Below are 22,707 nucleotides of genomic sequence, written 5' to 3'. Positions count from 1 at the left end.
CTATTTTGCAACACATTCAGAAAAAACGTTTTCGTGAATAATCCTTTTATTCATAGTGCTTTAGCGAGTTTTTTTGTATGTTTGATATAGAATAGAGTTATGAATTTAAGATAACAGCGATATGATTACAAACACATCATTAGAACATAAAGGCAATCTATTTCCATCAAAAATAGTTTCGTATGAGCATGAGGGCGATTCGGTTTCTTTTTACACCGACAATAATGTAATCTTAAAAGTCACCGTACTTCGTGACAGTTTAATTCGTTTTCGTTTTACCACAAAAGGATACTTCAGTAATGATTTTTCATATGCAATTGACAAAACGCAACTTCATGGGTATAATTTTCTGAAAGTCAGCGAAGATGAAAATTACTTTGAAATTACAACCAGCAAAGTGGTTTGTAAAATCAAGAAAGCTGATGTCCGTTTGTCAATTTATGACTTGAATAATTTTTTAATTCTTCAAGATGAACTTGGTTTTCATTGGGAAGAAAGTTACGAATATGGCGGAAACATCGTGAAAATGAGCAAATCTTCAAAAGATGGAGAATGTTTTTACGGTCTTGGCGACAAAGCCACTCAAATGAACTTAAAAGGCAAAAGAGTAGAAAATTTTGCTACCGATCAATATGCTTACCAAAAAGAACAGGAACCTCTGTATAAAGTAGTTCCGTTTTATATTGGTTTGCACAATAAACAATCTTATGGTATTTTCTTTGACAATACTTTCAGAACTTTTTTTGATTTTTGTCAGGAAAGAAGAAATGTAACTAGTTTTTGGGCCGAAGGAGGCGAAATGAATTATTATTTCATTTACGGACCTCAAATGCAAGATGTTGTTACGACTTATACCGATTTGACCGGAAAACCTGAATTACCGCCACTTTGGGTTTTAGGTTATCATCAATGCAAATGGAGTTATTATCCAGAAAGCAAAGTCAAAGAGATTACTTCAAAATTTAGAGAACTCAAAATTCCATGTGATGCTATTTATTTGGATATCGATTATATGGAAGGTTTTCGATGTTTTACATGGAATAAAGAATATTTTCCGGATCCAAAAAAAATGGTTACCGAGTTAGCCGAAGATGGTTTTAAAACAATTGTCATCATTGATCCGGGAATTAAAATCGATAAAAATTATTGGGTTTATCAAGAAGCTTTAGAAAAAGATTATTTCTGCAAAAGAGCTGATGGTCCTTACATGAAAGGAAAAGTTTGGCCAGGAGAATGTAATTTTCCAGATTACACAAATCCCGTAGTAAGAGAATGGTGGGCAGGATTATTTAAAGAATTAATTTCAGAGATTGGCGTAAAAGGAGTTTGGAATGATATGAACGAACCGGCCGTTATGGAAGTTCCTAACAAGACATTTCCGATGGATGTTCGTCATGTTTACGACGGAAATCCTTGCAGCCACAGAAAAGCGCATAATATTTATGGGACCCAAATGGCAAGAGCGACCTATCATGGTGTAAAACGTTTTGCATATCCTAAAAGACCTTTTGTTATTACAAGATCAGCATATTCTGGTGCACAGCGATATACATCGTCATGGACGGGCGATAATGTGGCAACTTGGGAGCATCTATGGATTGCAAATATACAAGTACAACGATTATCAATCTCTGGAATGGGCTTTACAGGTTCTGATATTGGCGGTTTTGCCGAACAGCCAACAGGCGAATTGTATGCCCGTTGGATTCAGTTAGGGGTTTTTCATCCGTTTTGCAGAACACACTCTTCTGGAGATCACGGAAACCAAGAACCTTGGGCTTTTGATGAAGAAGTAGTTAATATCACTAGAAAATTTGTGAGTCTTCGTTATCAGTTGCTTCCGTATTTATATACGATGTTTTGGCAATATATTGAAGAAGGTGTACCAATGTTGAAACCTTTGGTGTATTATGATCAAGATGATACGCAAACACATTATCGAAATGATGAATTCATCTTTGGAAACCATATTTTGGTTTGTCCAATTCTTGAACCTAATGCTATAGGTAGACGTATGTATATTCCTAGAGGTGAATGGTATAACTTTTGGACAAATGAGTTTGCTGTTGGAGGACGAGAAGTATGGATTGATACAAAATTCGACGAGATTCCTGTTTTTGTAAAAGCGGGTTCGGTGATTCCTAAATATCCGGTACAACAATATGTTGGAGAGTTAGAATTTGACGAATTGATGCTGGATGTGTATTTCAAAAGAGGAAAAGAGAAATCTGTGGTTTATGAAGATGCACAAGACGGTTATGATTACAAAAAAGGCCGTTATAGCTTTTTGTCTTTCAGAACCATCGGAAAAGAAAAAGAATTGATTATTCAGCTTCATAAAGATGGAAAATATGATACGCCTTATAGCAAATATAAAATCAATTTGATTGGACTTCCTTTTAAAGTAACTGAGATTGAGATTGATAACGAAAAGATTGAATTTGATCAAGTAAATTTTGAATTAAATAAATTCTTAATTGTTGATAAAGAGTTCAATGAACTTCATATTATAGGTGAGTAGGTAAATTCTGATAAGGTTTTTGAAAATTATGTAAAAGGTAAAACGATTTTAGTTGTATTTTTGTGTATGAAAAAATTTATACTATTATGAAAAAACATCTAATTGCAGGACTTTTTACAGCAGTTTTATTGTACAGCTGTGCGACGAATCCTATAACAGGAAAACAAAGTTTAAATTTTGTATCAAATAGTGAATTATTTCCGTCTTCTTTTCAGCAGTACAATCAGTTCTTGACCGAAAACAAGGTCATTTCAGGAACAGCTGATGCAAAACTTGTTGAAACAGTTGGATATAAAATTAAAATGGCGGCCGAGAGATACCTAAATTATTTAGGTCAAACACAATATTTAAAAGATTATCGATGGGAATATAAACTTGTTGATAATAAAGAAGTTAATGCTTGGTGCTTGCCAGGAGGAAAAATCGTAGTGTATTCTGGTATTTTGCCAGTAACTCAAAATGAATCTGGTTTAGCAACTGTAATGGGACACGAAGTTTCGCATGCTTTAGCCAATCACGGTGCACAACGAATGTCTGCAGCACAGTTACAAGAAATAGGCGGAGCAGCATTAAGTGCAGCAACCAGCACAAAATCGGCGCAAACTCAAGAAATTTTTGCTCAAGCATACGGAATCGGATCTGAAGTTGGCGTAATGTTGCCATTTAGCAGAAGCAATGAAAGCGAAGCTGATAAAATTGGTTTGACATTAATGGCAATTGCGGGTTATAATCCTGATGATGCAGTAACATTCTGGAGCAGAATGGCGGCGAAATCTGGAGCTTCAGGAACGCCAGAATTTATGAGTACACACCCGTCTGACGCGACAAGAATTGCTAATATTAAAGCATTAGTTCCAGAAGCTAGAGCTATAGCGCTTAAAGTTGGAACTATAAAATAGAATTGTAATTTATCAGAAATAATTTTAAAAGCCGTTCGTTTTCGGGCGGCTTTTTTGTTGTTCATAATTTAATAATGTATGAAACGAACAATTTCTATTTGATTATGATAAAAATTGGATAAATTCGTAGCGTACTAACAAACCATTTCTATGAAAAACCTACAGAAAGGAGACAAGAAATTATTAAATGCATGGGCGTTTTATGATTGGGCAAACTCCGTTTATACACTTACAATTGCTTCGGCTGTATTTCCAATATTTTACGAACAATTATTTGCTGACCGCGATCACTATATTGACGTGTTCGGAATGCATTTAAAAAATTCTGCATTAATCAGTTTTACAACTGCTTTTGCATTTTTGGTTGTTTCTTTTATTTCGCCATTATTATCAGGAATAGCTGATTACGTTGGGAATAAAAAATCATTCATGAAATTCTTTTGCTATCTAGGTGCTTTGTCCTGCATGGGATTGTACTGGTTTGATCTCGGAAATATTTATATCGGTTTAGTATTTTATTTCTTAGGATTAATTGGGTACTGGGGAAGCTTGGTTTTTTACAATTCCTATTTGCCGGATATCGCTTTTGAAGAACAACAAGATAAAATCAGTGCCAAAGGATATTCGTTAGGATATATTGGTAGTGTTATATTGTTGATTATCAATTTAGCGATGATCATGAAGCCAGAAATTTTTGGAATAACAGGTGAGGGCGCTGCGATGAAAGCGATGCGTTATTCGTTTATTATGGTGGGAGTCTGGTGGATTTTATTCAGCCAATACACTTATTATTATTTACCAAAAGGAAGTAAAGAATCTGGAGAAAAACTGACTAGATCTGTTGTTTTTAATGGATTTAAAGAATTAAAAAAGGTTTGGGCATTATTGCAAGAAAATATTCCTTTGAAAAGATATTTAGGAGGTTTTTTCGTTTCGAGCATGGCCGTGCAAACTGTTATGCTTGTTGCTACTTATTTTGGTGCTCAGGAAATTAAATGGTCGTCTAAAGAAGAAAGTACAATCGGTTTAATAATTTGTATTTTAATCATTCAATTGGTTGCCGTTATCGGAGCTGTTTTAACTTCCAGAGCTTCAGCAAAATTTGGAAACGTAAAAACATTGATCTATATAAATGCTATTTGGGCGGTATTTTGCGCTTTGGCTTATTTTATAACACTGCCAATTCATTTTTACGTGATGGCAACCGTTGCCGGATTTGTAATGGGCGGTATTCAGGCATTATCACGTTCGACTTATTCAAAACTATTGCCTGAAACACAGGATACAGCTTCATTTTTTAGTTTTTATGATGTTGCTGAGAAAATCGGAATCGTAATCGGAATGTGTATTTATGGGATAATTGACCAGCAAACAGGAAGTCCGAGGAAAGCGATCGTTATTCTCGCAATTTTCTTCGTTACTGCAATTTTTCTTTTAATGAGAGTTCATAAAAAAGAGGCGCTTTAAACGCCTCTTTTGTTTTTTGATATTTTGAATTATCTATAAATAAAAGCTCAATAATAAAAGAGGAATGATTAGTTCGTTTTTTGATTTGATGATTTTGAAAAAATCTTTTATTATTGAGCTTTATTTAAATTTATGCTTTTGAAATACTTCCTGAACCAGAAACTTTTACATCACGTTTTTCAGGATTTCCTGTGTATTTAATATCGCCAGATCCCGAAACTCTTGCAGTAATGCTTTCGTTGCAGTTTACCTTAACATCCCCAGAGCCTGAAACCATTACATCAGCATTCTTAGCTTTCAAATTTGCCGCTTCGATATCGCCAGAGCCTGAAAGCTTGATAGCTACATTATCTGAATTTCCTTTTAATTTGATGTCTCCTGAACCGCTTAAGTTGAAATCAAAAGAGTTTGCTGCCACATCTAAATCAACATCACCTGATCCTGATAATTTTGCTGAAAATTTGTCATTCTTAATTTGAGATTTAGCAACAATATCGCCTGAGCCAGACAAACTAAGTTCAGATATTTTTTCAAAAGGAATTGTAATCTCTACTTTTTTTCCTGTGCTCGGACGCAAGTTTGTTCCTTTCTTTACATAAACTTTCAATGCATTATCCTCAACTTCAACAATAATTGCAGCTAAAATATTTTGTTCTCCTTTTATCGAAATTTTCCCTTCTTTCCCTGCTACTAAATCAACGTCAAAAAATCCAGATATTTTGATAGCATCATATTCTGAAGTTGTTCTTGTTTCAGTTACAACATTTCCATTTCCGTTGATCTTTTCTTGTGCGCTAGCTGTCAAGCCAATTAAAAATGCACCGTAAACTGCTAAATGAATAATTTTTTTCATGGTTTTTTGTTAGTTTAAAATTATTGTTTTTTGATTAATGATACGTTTCCGTAAGTTGAATTAATTATTACCTTATTCTGACCTTTCTTTTTATGAAAACCACTTATGCTTTTTGAGCTGTTTTTGGTTTCATTTACATTGATTTCTAAATCATCGCCATTTTTAATGTTTGCGTATTTTGTATTAATGTCAAAATCAAAAGCGTAATTGTAATTGTAGCCCACTGTAACATCTGTGTAACCCGAATTTATATTGACATTTTTTGCTTTTTCGGTCAAAGTGCCAATGTTGACTTTGCTGTAATTTGTATCAATATTTAAGTTGTTTGAAACTTCAGCAACAGAAACTGTAAGATAATTTCCTGTACCATTGCAGGAATTCACTTTCTGAAATTTCAGATTTCCGTAGCTACAGTCGTACTTAATATTTTGAGCATCAGAAATGACTAAATCAGTATAATTTGTATCAAAGTTTAAATTCCCAGAATCGTTGACTTTTAAGCCAGAATAGCGAGCTTCAATTAGTCCGTTTTTAATATAATCAATTGATGAATTGGAGCAATATTCGATATTTATTCTATTGGTCTGGTTATTTAATTTCCCAAGCGTTACTTTACCGTATTTACAGCTTATATCTGTTGCACCTTCTAAAGCAAGCGTCGTAATGTTTCCGTATTTATTCATCAATTTTACGGTTCCGTTTTTTGGAATTTTTACTACATAATTGATTTCGAAACTATTACTGCTGCCTCTTCCTTTGTTGGTTGAATTTCCAATTTTTGTAACAGCGGTAACCATTGATTTTAATGCTTCAATATCAACATCAATGGTGTTTAGTTTTTCGTTTACCCAATTTTCATTGTTTCCTGTCACTTTTATTGTGATATCAAGATCAACTTTATCTTCATCCCAAGTCGATATTGAAATATTTCCGTATTTGTTGTCAATATCAATTCCTGCATTCGAATTAACAATATACGTTTTTTTGATGTTTTTTTGTTTTGAAATATTTGTATCATCATTTGAAAATCCCAAAAACGGAATTAAAATGAAAAGAAATACTATTTTATAATGTTTTTTCATGGCTTGTGTTTTTTAAATTTTCGTTTTCTTCAATTCTTTTCAAAACCGTCTGCAAAAAAGATATTCTGGTTTGCAGATTGCTTATCATGGCATAAATAATTTGTTTGTTTTCGCCATTTTTTTGCAGCTCGTTAATGATTTTTTGATAATCGGCATCAAAAACTTTCATTTGTTTTAATGCATCATTTATGATTTGCTCATTTTCTGGCGAACTTTTTTCTTTGAGTTTAACAAGTTCATTATCAATTAGAATATTGAAAATAGAATCAGTACGTTGCGTTTCTTTAGATGCAAATTTGAACTCTTTTGGTTTTTCATTTTGATAAAAAACTGAAATTCCAAGCATCAATGCGATCGAAGCCGCAATCGAAGCTGCAAACCAGTAATTTTTCTTTTTTGGTTTCTTTCCGTTCAGTTTATTTAAAAAAACGTCCTGATGATCCGGATTTAATTCCTGAACATCCCATTGGTTTTCAAATTTGTTGAATAATTGATCTAAATTGTCATTTTCCTTTTTCATATATCCTGATTTTATTTTTTAGTTGTGATATATGTTATCATCTTTTTTATTGGTATTTGTTTGCACAAATTTTTTATTGTTGATGATTTCATATCTCCTCTAATTTTTTTCGCAAACTTTCTTTTGCTCTGCTAAGTGTAGTTCGGCAGTTTTGATAACTAATTTTCAAAATTTCGCTTATTTCTTCTTGATCGTAACCTTCAATGTAAAAAAGTGTCAGAACCATCCGGTAGCTGTCTTTTAGACTTAAAATAGTATCTAAAACTTGTTTTACTTTTAAAGTGTTAAAATCAATGGTTTCAGAATAAAAATCATCACTGCCTTCAATTTTATAAAGCGTTTTGCTTAGATCTTCGACCTGAAAAGCATTATTCTTTTTATAAAAATCAATACTGTAATTGATTACAATTTTCTTCAGCCACGCGCCAAAAGCAACTTCTTGTTTGTAGTCGTTTATTTTTGTAAATGCCTTCAAAAATCCTTCCTGCATGACGTCTTGTGCAAAATGTTCGTCTTTTACAATACGATACGCCACATTGTACATGGCTTTACTGTAACGGTTGTAAATTTCAAATTGGGCTTTTTGATTATTCTCTTTACAAAGCGCGATTAATTCTTCGATATTTTGGTTAGTTATACTCAAGTAATGGTTGCTAGTTTTTTACAATGACTTTGCTTTTTTTGATTTGTTACAGTTTTGAAAAAAATAATTTTATTTTTTTTTTGAATAGGTGGATTTGTAATAATTTCTAAAAGTTGGATTATTAAAAATACATATTTTTTAAAGATCTTAATTGATTGATATTGAATCATTTTTTAATAATTGTTTACTATTTTATATTTTTTTTAACAACTTAAAGGCAGGAAATTTATTTTATACTATATATTTGGCAAAAAAAAAATAAAAATTTTAACCAAAAAACAAAACACAAAAAATGACCAGAATTACTCTTCTTTTATTATTAACTGTGCTTTTAAATAGTTGTGCATCAGGATATAAAAAGATAAACCCAACAGCAATAAATTATTCTTCTAAAAGTATTGACAACAATATTGCATTAGAATATAAATACGATTTGTTGTTTAAAAAATACAAAAAGAAAGAAACTAAAAATGATGTAAAGCTAATTGCTGTAAAAATTAGCAATAACTCAGAAAATGATGTTGTTTTTGGGCAAGATTTTAGGCTTTTTTATGAAAATGGCAATCAGTTAAGTTTGATTGAAACTGAAAAATTTTATAAAACTCTTAAACAGAGTCCAGCTTCTTATTTGTGGTATTTATTGTTGTCTCCAATTCAAATTTATTCTGGAAGCACAACAAGTACAAATAATGGCTATACAGAAACTAAGCCAAGCAGTTCATTTCCGATAGGATTAATTGCTGGACCAGGATTAGCAGCAGGAAATATGATTGCTGCGGGAGATGCAAATCATAATTTCAAAAATGATTTAATGCAATATGAGATTAATGGGAAAACCATAAAAAAAGGCGAAACTGTTTATGGATTAATCGGTGTTCATTCAAATAGTTATGATGCAATAAGAATTAAAATGCAATAGGTGTTGTAATGATAAAAATTACAATTAAATGGCCTGAAACTTATTTCAGGCTTTTTTGATTTTGCCTTATAATTAAAACGATTTTATTTGAAAATTTGTCTTTTTTGCTTTTGGCACAATGATTGTCTATTTTTATGCCCTGTCTTGTAACGATCACATTTAGCAAAATTTTACTAAAAACTGGTTAAAGGAATGTTACTTTTGTAGACAGTATTAAAACTTTTAATGACAAAACGACTTAAATATTATTATGTCAAATCATAAAATACTCACTATTGACAATCTGTCACTTCAGGAATTTGATTCAGAAGCAGAATTAATTCCTTTATTAACTCCAGAAGACGAAGAGGAAATGAACAATGAGGAACTTCCTGTTTCTCTGCCAATTTTACCTTTGCGTAATACTGTTCTATTTCCAGGTGTTGTAATTCCTATTTCAGCAGGAAGAGACAAGTCTATTAAATTGATTAATGATGCAAATGCCGGCGGAAAAATTATTGGAGTTGTTTCTCAAATTAATGAAGAAGACGAAGATCCGTGTAAAGATGATATTCATAAAATTGGAACCGTAGCCAGAATTCTTCGCGTTTTAAAAATGCCTGACGGAAATGTTACGGTTATTTTACAGGGGAAAAAGCGCTTTGAAATCAACGAAGTTGTTTCAGAAGAACCATATATAACAGCAACAATTAAAGAAGTTGTAGAAGAACGCCCAACAGAGAACGATACTGAATTTACGGCTATTTTAGATTCTGTTAAAGAATTGGCTATCCAAATTATTAAAGAGAGCCCGAATATTCCATCTGAAGCGACATTTGCAATTAAAAACATTGAAAGCCAATCGTTTTTGATCAATTTTGTTTCTTCAAACATGAATTTATCTGTAAAAGAAAAACAAGGCCTTTTATCGATAAACGGATTGAAAGAACGTGCTTTAGAAACGTTGCGTTACATGAATGTTGAACTTCAAAAATTAGAATTGAAGAATGATATTCAGTCAAAAGTTCGTTTTGATTTAGATCAGCAACAGCGTGAATATTTCCTTCATCAGCAAATGAAAACCATTCAGGAAGAATTGGGTGGCGTTTCGCAGGAAGAGGAAATGGACGAAATGGGCCAGAAAGCGAAAACCAAAAAATGGGACGAAAAAACGCAGAAACATTTCGAAAAAGAATTATCTAAAATGCGTCGTATGAATCCGCAGTCACCAGATTTCGGAATCCAGCGCAACTATTTAGAATTGTTTTTAGAATTGCCTTGGGGTGAATATTCTAAAGATAAATTCGATTTGAAACACGCTCAAAAAATATTAGATAAAGATCATTTTGGTCTTGATGAAGTTAAGAAAAGAATGATTGAACATTTGGCAGTTCTAAAATTGCGAAATGATATGAAATCACCAATTATATGTTTGACAGGGCCTCCGGGAGTTGGTAAAACATCTATTGGTCGTTCTGTGGCTGAAGCTCTAGGGCGTGAATATGTTCGTATTTCATTAGGCGGTTTGCGTGATGAAGCGGAAATTCGTGGACACAGAAAAACATATATTGGAGCAATGCCAGGAAGAATTATTCAAAGCTTGAAAAAAGCTGGAACTTCAAACCCTGTTTTTATTTTGGATGAAATCGACAAATTGTCTAGTGGCAACAGCGGTGATCCTTCTTCAGCGTTATTAGAAGTTTTAGATCCAGAGCAAAACAGTGCTTTTTATGATAATTTCCTAGAAATGGGTTATGATTTGTCTAAGGTGATGTTCATTGCAACGTCAAACAATATGGCGACAATTCAGCCAGCATTGCGTGACAGAATGGAAGTGATCAAAATGTCAGGTTATACTATTGAGGAAAAAGTTGAAATCGCAAAAAGACATCTTTTTCCAAAACAATTAGAAGCTCATGGATTAACTTCAAAAGATTTGACAATTGGTAAAAAACAATTAGAAAAAATCGTTGAAGGTTATACTAGAGAATCTGGAGTTCGTAATTTAGAAAATAAAATCGCTCAAGTAATTCGTAATGCAGCAAAATCTGTTGCGATGGAAGAGGAGTACAATAAAAAAGTTACTGACGAAGATATCATAAATGTTCTTGGCGTGCCAAGATTAGAGCGCGATAAATACGAAAACAATGATGTTGCCGGTGTTGTTACAGGTTTAGCTTGGACAAGTGTTGGTGGCGATATTTTATTCATAGAATCTTTAATTTCTGAAGGAAAAGGTTCGTTGACAATTACAGGAAATCTTGGAAATGTCATGAAAGAATCAGCAACGATTGCACTTGAATACATTAAAGCTAATGCTGAAAAACTTGGTTTGCCAATTGAGCTTTTTCAAAAATATAATATTCATTTGCACGTTCCAGAAGGGGCGACTCCAAAAGATGGACCAAGTGCTGGTATTGCAATGCTTACTTCTTTGGTTTCTTTATTGACTCAAAAGAAGGTTAAAAAGAGTCTTGCAATGACTGGGGAAATCACTTTACGTGGAAAAGTTTTGCCAGTAGGCGGAATTAAAGAGAAAATCCTAGCTGCAAAAAGAGCTGGCATCAAAGAAATTATTTTATGCCATGAAAATAAAAGCGACATTGATGAAATTAAAGCTGAATATTTAGAAGGCCTTACGTTTCATTATGTGAAAGAAATGAGTGAAGTTTTGGCTTTGGCACTTACAGATCAAAACGTTAAAAACGCTAAACAACTTAAATAAACTTTAGGTTAAAAATTTCAGATATTTTAAAATCCCATATTCCAAACGGAATTTGGGATTTTTTTTATGCATAAACATATTTTACAAAGTAAAAAATAATGGCATAAAGGTTGATTGCTAGATAATTATAAAAATTATTTTTTACGTTATATAATTTTATATTTGTATTTGCGTTATTCCCATATAGGAATCGCCCCAAAAGCATGTTCAAACGATTTGTTTCATTTTTAATGTTGTTGATCTGCTCGATTTCTTTCGGGCAAGTTGGAGGGCGCTACACCTATCAATTTCTGAATTTGACGTCTTCGCCAAGGCAGGCGGCGTTAGGAGGAAAAAATATTACGATTTATGATGATGATGTGAATCAGGTGATGTTTAACCCAGCAGTATTAAATGAAGATATGGATAATCATCTTGCTATAAATTATGGCAGCTATTACGGAGAAGCTTCTTATGGAACTGCTTCATACGCTTATACATATGACAGGCACGTTCAAACTTTCTACGCAGGTGTGAGTTACGTCAATTATGGAAGTTTTGAAGGTTATGATGAAAATGGTCAATCAACATCAGATTTTACAGGGAGTGAAGGTGCTCTTACGCTAGGATACGCATATAATATTCCTTATACAGATGTTCATATTGGAGTAAATGGAAAGCTAATAACTTCGACTCTAGAAAGTTATAATTCTATTGGTGGAGCAATTGATGTGGGAATTATGTATGAAATTCAAAAAAATAATGTAAATTTGGCCCTAGTATTTCGTAATATTGGAACCCAATTTACAACTTACTCAGGAATAAAGGAGAATTTGCCCTTTGAAATTATTGCTGGTGTCTCACAAGAATTAGAGCATGTACCGCTTCGTTGGCATTTGTCGCTAGAAAATTTGCAACAGTGGAACATATCTTTTTCGAACCCCGTTCGTGGAGAAACCAATATTGATGGATCAACAACCAACGAGAAGATCTCGTTTGCAAATAATGCTTTAAGACACGTCGTTTTTGGTGTGGAGCTTTTTCCACAAAGAGCATTTAATTTGCGTTTAGGATATAATTTTAGAAGAGGCGAAGAATTGCGAATTGATGAACAACGCAATTTTTCGGGAGTTTCATTAGGATTTGGCTTAAGAATGAATAAATTAAAATTTAACTATTCTTATTCAAGGTATACATTGGCGGCTAATACAAGTCTTTTTGGTTTAACTTTAAATTTTCAGTAATAATATGAAAATATTTACTTTATTTTTGTTCATGACTGTAAGTGTTTTTACGGGAGCTAAACACTTTTTTAATGAAGATGAATCTACGATAACCAATGTCGAGATCGAAAGAATCAACAGCAGAATAACAGACATCAAAAACTTGATCAATCAAGACCATAAATACAATCCAAAAATTGCATTTTTGATTGATATGAAAGTTCCTTCAGGAAAAAATCGCTTTTTTGTATATGATTTAGAAAAGAACGAAGTTATAGACCAGGGGCTTGTAGCTCACGGTTCTGGTTCTGAAACAGGGATTAGAGGTATGTTGAAGTTTAGCAATCTGCCAAATTCTAATTGCACTGCACTTGGCAGATATGCAATTGGAAAAACTTATAAAGGAATTTTTGGAAAAGCATATAGATTGGCAGGTTTGGATGAGACTAATAATAAAGCCTTAGAACGTGCTATTGTATTGCACGCCTATTCTGCAGTTCCTTTAGAAGAACAGGATTATTATATCAGCAACAGCCACGGTTGTCCGATGGTAAACGAAGAATTTTTTAAAAGAATTCAAAAGTTGATTGATAATTCTAAAACAAATATCCTAATGGATATTTACTATTAAGAATCAGCAATAAAATAAAATCAAAAGTTTAAAACTTTTTATGATCGAGATTAGTGATTTTCGATGATGAAAAGTTTTTTTTTGTTTAAAACTTATATCATTAAACAGACTCATATCTCTTATTAAACTTCCGAAAAAGAAGAAAGATGGTTACATTTGCAGGGCGAAAAATCAGTCGGTCGTTTATGTGGAACTTGAGGATACTCAAGCCTTGTAAATTAAATATCTGATTTTCAAAATGCTGTTTCGCAGAAACCAAAATAATAAAAATTTAAAAATATAAAATTGAAAAAAATCACAATTGCAATCGACGGATTTTCATCAACAGGAAAAAGTACTTTGGCAAAACAATTGGCAAAAGAGCTTGAATATGTCTATGTAGATACGGGAGCAATGTATCGTGCAGTTGCTTATTTTGCGATGCAGAATAAACTTATTACAAATGAATCTTTTGATAAAAAGGCCTTGATTGAAGCTTTGCCTAATATTCAATTGGAATTCAAATTCAACGCCGATTTAGGTTTTGCAGAAATGTATTTAAACGGTGAAAATGTTGAAAAACAAATTAGAACGATTGAAGTTTCAAATTTTGTGAGCAAAGTAGCAGAAGTTTCTGAAGTGCGTTCGAAATTAGTAGAACAGCAGCAGGAAATGGGAAAAAACAAAGGAATTGTGATGGATGGAAGAGATATTGGGACCGTTGTTTTTCCTGATGCTGAACTTAAAATTTTTATGACAGCTAGTGCGGAGACGCGTGCGCAAAGACGTTTTGATGAACTACAACAAAAAGGCGACAATGTAACTTATGAAGAAGTTTTGAAAAATGTTATGGACAGAGATTATGTGGATACACATCGTGAAGATTCTCCTTTAGTGATTGCCGATGATGCAATTGAAATAGATAATTCCTACTTAAATAAAGAGGAACAGTTTGCGGCTGTTTTAGAATTGATAAATGATGTTGTAAAAACGGCTTAATTTTTTGCAGATATTATTTTAAATGTTAGTTTTACCGCTTCATTTTTATTTTAAAGACAATTTCAATATATGGGAATTAAAAACAGGTTAATCGTAATGAGCTTTCTTCAGTTTTTTGTGTGGGGAGCTTGGCTGATTACAATTGGAAATTATTGGTTTGGAACCAAAAATTGGGAAGGAACACAATTTGGTTTGGTATTCGGAACCATGGGAATTGCTTCTTTGTTCATGCCTACATTAACCGGAATTATTGCCGACAGATGGGTAAATGCTGAAAAATTATACGGCTTTTTGCATATTGCCTACGCAGCAGTTTTGTTTGGAATTGCACAAGTTACTACTCCAGATAATTTTATTGTTGTAATGTTATTGGCGATGTGCTGTTATATGCCAACAATTGCATTGAGCAACTCAATTTCTTATACTTCATTAAAATTAAACAATAAAAATATTGTCAAAGATTTTCCGCCAATTCGTGTTTGGGGGACTATCGGTTTTATTGTGGCCATGTGGATTACTAATTTAAGTGGAAGCAAAGCAACTGAATATCAGTTTTATATTGCCGGAATTGGAGCTTTAATTCTTGGAATTTACGCTTTTACTTTGCCAAAATGTGAACCACAGCGTTTGATTAAAGAAAATGCTTCTTGGACAGAAACATTTGGTTTAGAATCTTTTAAATTGTTTACGAACTACAAAATGGCTTTGTTTTTTGTTTTCTCTATGTTTTTAGGGGGAGCATTACAATTGACAAATGCTTATGGAGATGTTTTTCTAGATGAATTTAAGCATTTTCCAAAATATGCAGATTCGTTCGTTATAAGGTATTCGACTATTATTATGTCGATTTCTCAGGTTTCTGAGACGTTATTTATATTAGCGATTCCGTTTTTCTTAAAGCGTTTTGGAATTAAACAAGTTATGTTGATTAGTATGTTGGCTTGGGTATTGCGTTTTGGATTATTTGCTTTTGGAGATCCAATTGGCGGTTTATGGATGATTATCCTTTCTTGTATCGTTTACGGAATGGCATTTGATTTCTTTAATATTTCAGGTTCTTTATTCGTAGAAAGCAATACCGATTCTAAAATTCGTTCTTCAGCGCAAGGGTTGTTTATGATGATGACTAATGGAGTAGGGGCGGTTCTAGGAAGTTTGACTTCGGGCTGGGCGATTGATCGTTTCTTTACAAAATCATTTGCAAATACAACGGAGCTAGCAGGATTTTTACAAACAGATACAACGAACTCTAAAATGTTGGAATTCGTAAAAGGTCAAGGAAATTCAATCTCTGCAGATGGGATTTTTACAAATCCAATTTTAATGAAAGACTGGCATACGATCTGGTTGTCGTTTGCGGCTTATGCTTTAATAATTGCGATTGCTTTTGCTTTGCTGTTTAAACATAAACATGACCCGAAAGAGATTGAGAATTTGAGTCATTAAAAATTTTTGAACCCGATAGATTTAAAATCTATCGGGTTTGTTTTTTAAACAAAATGCTGTTATGAAAAAGATTAGATTTATTTTATTTGTATTGACTTTTTTTGTTTTTGGAGTAACTCATGCTCATAAGGACAGGGTTTCATTTCCGGAAAAATTCACATTTATTTTGAAAAATAAGGAGACCTTCCAGTTTAAAGCGAACGATTTAAAACTTAATGAATTCTGTCAAAATGTTATTGATGAAAAGATAGAAATTTTAAAAGCTGAAATATGTTTTAAAACGGGAGAAATTGTAACTGTAGGATCTGATGGAATCAACTGGACAATGTTTAAAATAAGCTTTAAAGGAAAAAATTTGTATATAGCTCAAAATAAATTGCCGAAGATTCCAGAAATTCATTTTTCAACGTTAAAATTATTATGGTCAGGTGAAAGTAATGCTTTTGGTTCTCATTATTTGTATTTGACATTTGATATTGGAACAAAACACTCATTTAATGTCTATCCAAATTTGGAATTGTATTTTGAAAACGGCAAATTTTCAAGATCTGAAGTTTGGATACAGACTAGTGAGAATTCAAGACAAGGAAAAATATTTTGATGATAAGCATAAATAGGATCAGCTAAACCCGACAGGTTTTTAAAACCTGTCGGGTTTAGCCCTTTAGGTTCTTATTGAAAATAAAATTTTCTTATCTAGCCCCGATAGAAGTGAAAATCCTTTTATGGTGGGGTTCACCATAAAAGATTGCAACGAATAGCAGGACTTCACGTCTTAAAAAACATAAATCTTCTGCTTCTTAACAAAATGACTGATAATCAATGTTGAAATATTTTGTAAGTCCAAATATTTGTAGTAATTTTGCAGACCTTTTGGCAGAGAAGAGTTTCCTTTAGGTATCAACCATTTATGTAAAACAACTTCTGTATTTTCTATCGCTTGGAGAAACTCGAGAAAAACAGAATACAAATTTTTTTATCAGCATGTCTGAACAAACAAAATCACAAGAAGAGTTTTTAGCAAATTTTAACTGGCATAACTTCCAAGAAGGAATCGATGCAGTAGATGAAAAAAACTTACAAGAGTTTGAGGAACTAGTATCAAAAACTTTCATCGCTACAGATCAAGAAGAAGTAGTTGAAGGAGTTGTTGTTAGAATTACAGATAGAGACGTTATCGTTGATATCAATGCTAAATCTGAAGGTGTTATTTCTTTAAACGAATTTCGTTACAACCCTAATTTAAAAGTAGGTGACAAAGTAGAAGTATTAATTGACATCCGTGAGGATAAAACAGGTCAATTAGTATTATCTCACAGAAAAGCACGTACTATCAAATCTTGGGATAGAGTTATTGCAGCTAATGAAACTGGAGAAATCGTTAACGGTTTTGTTAAATGTAGAACTAAAGGAGGTATGATTGTTGACGTATTCGGTATCGAAGCGTTCTTACCTGGATCTCAAATTGACGTTAAGCCAATTAGAGACTACGATGTATATGTAAACAAAATGATGGAATTCAAAGTGGTAAAAATTAACCACGAATTCAAAAACGTTGTTGTATCTCATAAAGCACTTATCGAGGCTGATATTGAAGTACAGAAAAAAGAGATCATTGGTCAATTACAAAAAGGACAAGTATTAGAAGGTGTTGTTAAAAACATTACTTCTTATGGTGTGTTCATTGACTTAGGTGGTGTTGACGGATTAATTCACATTACTGACCTTTCTTGGAGCAGAATCAACCACCCAAGTGAAGTTCTTGAATTAGACCAAAAATTAAATGTTGTAATCCTTGATTTCGATGATGAGAAAACAAGAATTCAATTAGGATTGAAACAATTAAACGCTCACCCATGGGATGCTTTAGATGCTAACTTAACAATTGGTGATAAAGTTAAAGGTAAAGTAGTTGTAATCGCTGATTACGGTGCATTTATCGAAGTTGCTGAAGGTGTTGAAGGTTTAATCCACGTTTCTGAAATGTCATGGTCAACTCACTTACGTTCTGCTCAGGACTTCGTGAAAGTTGGAGATGTTGTTGAGGCTGTTATCTTAACTCTTGACAGAGATGATCGTAAGATGTCATTAGGTATCAAACAATTAACTCAAGATCCATGGACTGACATTACTTCTAAATACCCAGTAGGTTCTAAACATACAGGTATCGTTAGAAACTTTACAAACTTTGGTATTTTCGTAGAATTAGAAGAAGGAATTGATGGATTAATCTACATTTCTGACCTTTCTTGGACTAAGAAAATCAAACACCCATCTGAGTTTGTAAACGTTGGTGAAAAACTTGATGTTGTTGTATTAGAGTTAGATGTTGAAGGACGTAAATTATCTTTAGGTCACAAACAAACTACTGCTAATCCTTGGGATCAATACGAAGATTCTTTCGCTGTAGGAACTATCCACAATGGTGAAATTTCTGAAATCGTTGACAAAGGAGCTACTGTAGAATTCGGAGATGATATCGTTGCTTTCATTCCAACTCGTCACCTTGAAAAAGAAGACGGAAAGAAATTGAAAAAAGGTGATACAGCTGATTTCAAAGTAATTGAATTCAACAAAGAATTCAAAAGAGTAGTTGCTTCTCACACTGCTATCTTCCGTGAAGAAGAAGAGAAAAACGTGAAAGCTGCTGCTGAAACTACTGCATCTGCATCTACTAACGCACCAGCTGCGACTTTAGGTGATAACAATGATGTATTAGCTGCTTTAAAAGCTAAAATGGAAAAAACCGAGAAAAAATAATTCTTAGTTTCCTCTAAATAGAAAGTCCCACAGTAATGTGGGACTTTTTTTTTATGCTTTTTGTTTCAGGTTTTCTTTGTTTCATGTTTCAAGTTTGTCAGTTCGAGCAGAGTCGAGAACTTTATGAAAATGATATCTGTTTATTTTGAAGCTAATAATTTTGATTCTTCTGGAGTGTAATAATCAACTACTGAATAAGAAGTTATTCCTGTTATTTTCATTTCGTCTAAAATGTCAACTAAGTTGCCATAATTTGAATTTTTGCTTGGTTTGATAATTACAGTAACTCCTCGTCCAGGTTTTCCCAAAGCGGCGGAATAGTCTAAAACTTTTTTATTTCTTTCTAATAATACTTTTCTAATACCGCTTTTGCCATATTGGACTTCTTTAGGAGCATCAATAGGAATAAATAATAATCCGGTGTAAGTAATTATTTTGTTGTTGTTATCCAAAAGTAATGTCATGACGCGCCTTTCGTCATGCATATAACATCCAGTTCGAGGATATTCATCAATACAATCTGGTTTGCCGAATTTCATGTTCTTTGACTTAGACAATTCACCAACAACCATAAAAAATATAATCAGCAGAAAAGAAACGCTGACCATAGCGGTTAAATCAACTCTTGAATTTAGCTTTTTGCTTCTGACTTTTTGAGGTAGATTTTGCATGGTTTTGAGTTTTGGTTAATCACAATCAATTTGATGCTAATAATTTTGATTCTTCGGGAGTAAATTCTGGTACTATAAAATAAGATGTTATTCCAGTCATTTTCATTTCATCTAAAATATCCACCAAATTACCATAATTAGATTTTTTAGTAGGTTTAATGATGACTATAAGATTTGGTTTTCGTTTACTCGATCCATTAGAATGTTTTTGTAACGATTCAATTCTAGCAATTAGTTCCTTTTGAATTCCATTTTTGCCATATGTAGTACTCTTAGGCTTTTTAATTGGACTAGCAATAAGACCAACATAATATATTATTTTGTTGTTTTCACCCAACAAAATAGTAACTGAGCGATTTTCGCCTTCGTAAGGATAAACACCACAGTCATCACAGTCACGGCCTGTATTTAAATCTAGAGATTTCGGCTTCGACAATTCCCCAACAACCATAAAAAATATAATCAGCAGAAAAGAAACGCTGACCATAGCGGTTAAATCAACTCTTGAATTTAGCTTTTTGCTTCTGACTTTTTGAGGTAGATTTTGCATATGAATCCGATTTTAATCTTAAAGTTAATCAAAATTTTATTCAGAAAATAAATCTAAAAAAAAAGATTTATTTGTATGAAATAATAACGGAGCTTGCATTAGATTCTAACTTAACTTTTTTGCCAAAAGTCATCGCATGATTGTTTCTAATGTGTCCAGCAGGAAAATCGAAAATGACTGGATAATCATACTCTTTTACTGCATTTAAAATAATCTCACGATGTGTTCCGCCAAATAGAATATTTTCTTCTTTTTTATAATCAAAATCACCAACAATAATTCCTTTTAAATCTTTCAAAAAACCATTTCTTTTCAGCGTATACATCATTCTGTCAACACGGTACAAATCTTCTCCAACATCTTCGATAAATAAAATTTTTCCTTTTGGATCAATATCAGAATTGCTTCCTAACATCGACATAATAATGGATAAATTTCCACCAATAAGAACTCCTTTGCTTGCGCCTAATTTATTAAGCGGATTTGTAGCTATTTCGTAAATTATTTCCTCACCAAACAATGATTTGTAAAGTGTTTCTTTGCATTCAGGAGTTGCTCTTCTCATTCCGCCAGGCATTGTAGCATGGATTGAAGCAAATCCTAATCTATGAACTTGTTCATGAAGCGTGGTAATATCTGAATAACCGATAATCCATTTTGGGTTTTTCTTAAAAGCTTTAAAATCTAGTTGGTCAACAATTCTCACCGTTCCATAACCGCCTCTGGCGCACCATATTGCTTTAATGTTTTTATAGTCTAAAGCTTCTTGCAGATCGCTTTGTCTTTCAAGGTCTGTACCTGCAAAATGATTATGTCTTTTGAAAAGATTCTGGCCTAATTTAATGTTTAGTCCCCAACTTTTAGCGAGTTCAATTCCTGCATCAATTTCTGTTGAATCGGCTAAAAAACCTGCTGGAGCAACAATCATTATGGTGTCGCCTTTTTGGAGATAAGGCGGAATTGTATATTGTTTTATTTCTTTATCTGCTGTTGAAAGGTAATTTTCCTGATAATTCATTTTATAAGCTGTTGGTTTACATTGAATAAAAGTTAGTAGAACTAAAATTGAAAAAAATGCTTTTATGTGGTTATTAATTTTCATTTTGGGGTTGAAATAGGAGTGTATTCAGTTTTTTATTTCTTGTTTTTTAATGTAGATTTTGAAGTTAAATTTAGAAATAAAAAGGCGCAAAATCCATTTCGCTCTTAAAAAAAAATCAATACTATTTTTTGCTTTCAATGAACTGTTTTACAGGGTATTTTGAGATTTTTACAATATTCTTTTTAATTATTTTAATTTTTCGCAAAACCAAAACAGATATTCCGTCGTAAATGAGCTTATAACTTAAAATATTAATTATGAAAACTAGACAATTTTTAGCCACAGCAATTTTAGCTTTGACATTCGGATTTACCTCTTTTGCACAAAAAACAGTAATGGTTGGTGGAGCAGCAATGTATCCAAACAAGAATATTATTGAAAATGCCGTTAATTCAAAAGATCATACAACTCTTGTAGCTGCTGTAAAAGCTGCAGGTTTGGTAGAAACCTTAGAAGGCAAAGGACCGTTCACTGTTTTTGCTCCAACAAATGAAGCTTTTGACAAACTTCCAAAAGGAACTGTTGAATCTTTATTAAAACCAGAAAACAAAAAAATGCTTCAAACGATTTTGACTTATCACGTTGTTGCTGGAAAATGGAACGCGAAAGACATAGCAAAAGCAATAAAAGAAGGTAAAGGAAAAGCAATGCTTAAAACAGTAAGTGGCGGAACTTTAACAGCTTGGATGGATGGAAAAGATCTTTATATTAGTGACGAAAGCGGTAATAAAGCTAAAGTTACAATTGCAGATGTGAACCAATCAAATGGTGTAATTCATGTTATTGATACGGTATTGTTGCCTAAAAAATAATATGTGGTAAAATCACAATATTTAAAATTTCAAATCCAAATTTTAAATTGGGATTTGGAATTTTGATTTTTTTGAATTTATCTTTTAGCAGTCAGCGTACTTCCTGCAGAAGCAATTATAACACATACAACGGCCAAAATCTCAGTGAATCTTAATTTTTCCTGTAAAAATATAAAAGCACAAATAGATGCGGCAGCCGGTTCAAGACTCATCAAAATACTGAAAGTTCGTGGAGGAAGCTGACCTAAAGCTTTCATTTCTAAAGTAAACGGAATGGCACTGGATAAAAGTGCAAGCGCAATTCCCATTCCGAAAAGCTTTGGAGTCAGATTGACCAATCCGTTTTCGAAAAGCCCGAAAGGCAAAACTAAGATTGCTGCAAAGAGCATTCCTGTGGAAACGGCTTGACCATCATTCATTATTTTTGAAATCTTCCCTCCAAAAACAATATAAGCTGCCCAAAGTGCACCTGCTAAAAGTGCAAATAGCACACCTAGTGAATCTATACGCTCGTTTGTCCAAGGCGCAATCAATAAAATTCCGATTGCAGCAAGTAATACCCAACAATAGTCAATTAATCGTGTTGAACCTGCAATTGCCAGCAATAACGGGCCAACAAATTCTAAAGTTACTGCGAGACCAATTGGAATTCGTTCAATCGCAAAATAAAAAATTAGGTTCATTGCTCCTAAAGACAATCCATACGGAATTACGATTTTCCACTGTGCAGGCGTGATCGCTTTTAAATTTGGCCTGTATGCCAGTAATAAAAGCAAAGCCGAAACGCCAATTCGTATAGATGCTGTTCCTGCTGCGCCAATCGCTGGAAAAAGGGTTTTCGCAATTGCGGCGCCACACTGAACGCTTATTATTGCCAATAAAACTGCTGGAACAGGAGGAAGGCTGATTTCTCTATTTTTCATAAAAGTAAAATTGCAGAGAAATAA

General features: G+C 33.0%; 20 protein-coding genes. 12 read left to right on the top strand and 8 right to left on the bottom strand.

Annotated features, from left to right (window positions below; genetic code table 11):
* Positions 1-121 precede the first annotated feature (121 nt).
* The 3 genes from FND99_RS02285 (at position 122) to FND99_RS02275 (ending at position 4,887) form a co-directional block, all read left to right on the top strand.
* Positions 122-2,521, top strand: a complete 2,400-nt coding sequence (locus tag FND99_RS02285) for a glycoside hydrolase family 31 protein (RefSeq protein WP_144336375.1) — start codon at positions 122-124, stop codon at positions 2,519-2,521.
* 86 nt (positions 2,522-2,607) lie between these two features.
* Positions 2,608-3,420 (top strand): M48 family metallopeptidase, encoded by an 813-nt coding sequence (locus FND99_RS02280; protein ID WP_144336374.1) that lies wholly within the window; start codon positions 2,608-2,610, stop codon positions 3,418-3,420.
* A gap of 150 nt (positions 3,421-3,570) precedes the next feature.
* Positions 3,571-4,887 (top strand): MFS transporter, encoded by a 1,317-nt coding sequence (locus FND99_RS02275; RefSeq protein WP_144336373.1) that lies wholly within the window; start codon positions 3,571-3,573, stop codon positions 4,885-4,887.
* A gap of 130 nt (positions 4,888-5,017) precedes the next feature.
* On the opposite strand, the gene FND99_RS02270 is transcribed toward FND99_RS02275, so the two are convergent.
* From FND99_RS02270 to FND99_RS02255, 4 genes are all read right to left on the bottom strand, one after another.
* Positions 5,018-5,740: a head GIN domain-containing protein gene (locus FND99_RS02270; protein WP_144336372.1), complete on the bottom strand. Its 723-nt coding sequence runs from the start codon at positions 5,738-5,740 to the stop codon at positions 5,018-5,020.
* Positions 5,741-5,760: 20 nt separating this feature from the next.
* Positions 5,761-6,822, bottom strand: coding sequence for a hypothetical protein (locus tag FND99_RS02265; RefSeq protein WP_144336371.1), 1,062 nt, complete (start codon positions 6,820-6,822; stop codon positions 5,761-5,763).
* Positions 6,806-7,342: an anti-sigma factor gene (locus tag FND99_RS02260; protein ID WP_144336370.1), complete on the bottom strand. Its 537-nt coding sequence runs from the start codon at positions 7,340-7,342 to the stop codon at positions 6,806-6,808. Before FND99_RS02260 ends, FND99_RS02265 begins: the two co-directional genes overlap by 17 nt.
* 88 nt (positions 7,343-7,430) lie before the next feature.
* Positions 7,431-7,985: an RNA polymerase sigma factor gene (locus FND99_RS02255; RefSeq protein ID WP_144336369.1), complete on the bottom strand. Its 555-nt coding sequence runs from the start codon at positions 7,983-7,985 to the stop codon at positions 7,431-7,433.
* 292 nt (positions 7,986-8,277) lie between these two features.
* Here FND99_RS02255 and FND99_RS02250 point away from each other — a divergent pair, with 292 nt between their 5' ends.
* The 8 genes from FND99_RS02250 (at position 8,278) to rpsA (ending at position 18,625) form a co-directional block, all read left to right on the top strand.
* Positions 8,278-8,904 carry a hypothetical protein gene (locus FND99_RS02250; protein WP_144336368.1) on the top strand — a complete coding sequence of 209 codons (627 nt, stop codon included), beginning with the start codon at positions 8,278-8,280 and terminating at the stop codon, positions 8,902-8,904.
* 250 nt (positions 8,905-9,154) lie between these two features.
* Positions 9,155-11,608 carry an endopeptidase La gene (gene lon / locus FND99_RS02245; protein WP_144336367.1) on the top strand — a complete coding sequence of 818 codons (2,454 nt, stop codon included), beginning with the start codon at positions 9,155-9,157 and terminating at the stop codon, positions 11,606-11,608.
* A gap of 203 nt (positions 11,609-11,811) precedes the next feature.
* Positions 11,812-12,831, top strand: a complete 1,020-nt coding sequence (gene porQ / locus FND99_RS02240) for a type IX secretion system protein PorQ (protein WP_144336366.1) — start codon at positions 11,812-11,814, stop codon at positions 12,829-12,831.
* 4 nt (positions 12,832-12,835) lie between these two features.
* Positions 12,836-13,441 carry a murein L,D-transpeptidase catalytic domain-containing protein gene (locus FND99_RS02235; RefSeq protein WP_144336365.1) on the top strand — a complete coding sequence of 202 codons (606 nt, stop codon included), beginning with the start codon at positions 12,836-12,838 and terminating at the stop codon, positions 13,439-13,441.
* Positions 13,442-13,726: 285 nt separating this feature from the next.
* Complete coding sequence (gene cmk / locus FND99_RS02230; protein WP_144336364.1) at positions 13,727-14,419, top strand: (d)CMP kinase; 693 nt, start codon at positions 13,727-13,729, stop codon at positions 14,417-14,419.
* Between the two features lie 69 nt (positions 14,420-14,488).
* Complete coding sequence (locus FND99_RS02225) at positions 14,489-15,865, top strand: nucleoside permease (RefSeq protein WP_144336363.1); 1,377 nt, start codon at positions 14,489-14,491, stop codon at positions 15,863-15,865.
* A gap of 61 nt (positions 15,866-15,926) precedes the next feature.
* A complete protein-coding gene (locus FND99_RS02220) occupies positions 15,927-16,466 on the top strand; it encodes a hypothetical protein (protein ID WP_144336362.1) in 540 nt (179 codons plus the stop codon).
* 383 nt (positions 16,467-16,849) lie between these two features.
* Positions 16,850-18,625 (top strand): 30S ribosomal protein S1, encoded by a 1,776-nt coding sequence (rpsA, locus tag FND99_RS02215; RefSeq protein WP_144336361.1) that lies wholly within the window; start codon positions 16,850-16,852, stop codon positions 18,623-18,625.
* Between the two features lie 140 nt (positions 18,626-18,765).
* Here rpsA and FND99_RS02210 read toward each other — a convergent pair whose 3' ends face one another.
* The 3 genes from FND99_RS02210 to FND99_RS02200 form a co-directional block, all read right to left on the bottom strand.
* Positions 18,766-19,296, bottom strand: a complete 531-nt coding sequence (locus tag FND99_RS02210; RefSeq protein ID WP_144336360.1) for an ExbD/TolR family protein — start codon at positions 19,294-19,296, stop codon at positions 18,766-18,768.
* 25 nt (positions 19,297-19,321) lie between these two features.
* Positions 19,322-19,846 carry an ExbD/TolR family protein gene (locus FND99_RS02205; protein WP_144336359.1) on the bottom strand — a complete coding sequence of 175 codons (525 nt, stop codon included), beginning with the start codon at positions 19,844-19,846 and terminating at the stop codon, positions 19,322-19,324.
* Positions 19,847-19,913: 67 nt separating this feature from the next.
* Positions 19,914-20,864, bottom strand: a complete 951-nt coding sequence (locus FND99_RS02200; protein WP_144336393.1) for a S66 peptidase family protein — start codon at positions 20,862-20,864, stop codon at positions 19,914-19,916.
* A gap of 341 nt (positions 20,865-21,205) precedes the next feature.
* Here FND99_RS02200 and FND99_RS02195 point away from each other — a divergent pair, with 341 nt between their 5' ends.
* A complete protein-coding gene (locus FND99_RS02195) occupies positions 21,206-21,760 on the top strand; it encodes a fasciclin domain-containing protein (protein ID WP_144336358.1) in 555 nt (184 codons plus the stop codon).
* A gap of 77 nt (positions 21,761-21,837) precedes the next feature.
* Here the strand turns inward: FND99_RS02195 and FND99_RS02190 are convergent, their stop codons facing one another.
* Positions 21,838-22,683 (bottom strand): EamA family transporter, encoded by an 846-nt coding sequence (locus FND99_RS02190; protein WP_144336357.1) that lies wholly within the window; start codon positions 22,681-22,683, stop codon positions 21,838-21,840.
* Positions 22,684-22,707 lie beyond the last annotated feature (24 nt).

Source organism: Flavobacterium daemonense (assembly GCF_007341385.1).
In the GTDB taxonomy this organism is placed as follows: Bacteria; Bacteroidota; Bacteroidia; order Flavobacteriales; family Flavobacteriaceae; genus Flavobacterium; species Flavobacterium daemonense.
This window is presented reverse-complemented; position numbering and strand designations above follow the sequence as displayed.

Excerpts from the sequence above, each read along its gene's own strand:
- FND99_RS02285 (WP_144336375.1), top strand. The coding sequence starts at position 122 with ATGATTACAAACACATCATTAGAACATAAAGGCAATCTATTTCCATCA.
- FND99_RS02280 (WP_144336374.1), top strand. The coding sequence starts at position 2,608 with ATGAAAAAACATCTAATTGCAGGACTTTTTACAGCAGTTTTATTGTAC.
- FND99_RS02275 (WP_144336373.1), top strand. The coding sequence starts at position 3,571 with ATGAAAAACCTACAGAAAGGAGACAAGAAATTATTAAATGCATGGGCG.
- FND99_RS02270 (WP_144336372.1), bottom strand. The coding sequence starts at position 5,740 with ATGAAAAAAATTATTCATTTAGCAGTTTACGGTGCATTTTTAATTGGC.
- FND99_RS02265 (WP_144336371.1), bottom strand. The coding sequence starts at position 6,822 with ATGAAAAAACATTATAAAATAGTATTTCTTTTCATTTTAATTCCGTTT.
- FND99_RS02260 (WP_144336370.1), bottom strand. The coding sequence starts at position 7,342 with ATGAAAAAGGAAAATGACAATTTAGATCAATTATTCAACAAATTTGAA.
- FND99_RS02250 (WP_144336368.1), top strand. The coding sequence starts at position 8,278 with ATGACCAGAATTACTCTTCTTTTATTATTAACTGTGCTTTTAAATAGT.
- lon (WP_144336367.1), top strand. The coding sequence starts at position 9,155 with ATGTCAAATCATAAAATACTCACTATTGACAATCTGTCACTTCAGGAA.
- porQ (WP_144336366.1), top strand. The coding sequence starts at position 11,812 with ATGTTCAAACGATTTGTTTCATTTTTAATGTTGTTGATCTGCTCGATT.
- FND99_RS02235 (WP_144336365.1), top strand. The coding sequence starts at position 12,836 with ATGAAAATATTTACTTTATTTTTGTTCATGACTGTAAGTGTTTTTACG.
- FND99_RS02225 (WP_144336363.1), top strand. The coding sequence starts at position 14,489 with ATGGGAATTAAAAACAGGTTAATCGTAATGAGCTTTCTTCAGTTTTTT.
- FND99_RS02220 (WP_144336362.1), top strand. The coding sequence starts at position 15,927 with ATGAAAAAGATTAGATTTATTTTATTTGTATTGACTTTTTTTGTTTTT.
- rpsA (WP_144336361.1), top strand. The coding sequence starts at position 16,850 with ATGTCTGAACAAACAAAATCACAAGAAGAGTTTTTAGCAAATTTTAAC.
- FND99_RS02210 (WP_144336360.1), bottom strand. The coding sequence starts at position 19,296 with ATGCAAAATCTACCTCAAAAAGTCAGAAGCAAAAAGCTAAATTCAAGA.
- FND99_RS02205 (WP_144336359.1), bottom strand. The coding sequence starts at position 19,846 with ATGCAAAATCTACCTCAAAAAGTCAGAAGCAAAAAGCTAAATTCAAGA.
- FND99_RS02200 (WP_144336393.1), bottom strand. The coding sequence starts at position 20,864 with ATGAATTATCAGGAAAATTACCTTTCAACAGCAGATAAAGAAATAAAA.
- FND99_RS02195 (WP_144336358.1), top strand. The coding sequence starts at position 21,206 with ATGAAAACTAGACAATTTTTAGCCACAGCAATTTTAGCTTTGACATTC.
- FND99_RS02190 (WP_144336357.1), bottom strand. The coding sequence starts at position 22,683 with ATGAAAAATAGAGAAATCAGCCTTCCTCCTGTTCCAGCAGTTTTATTG.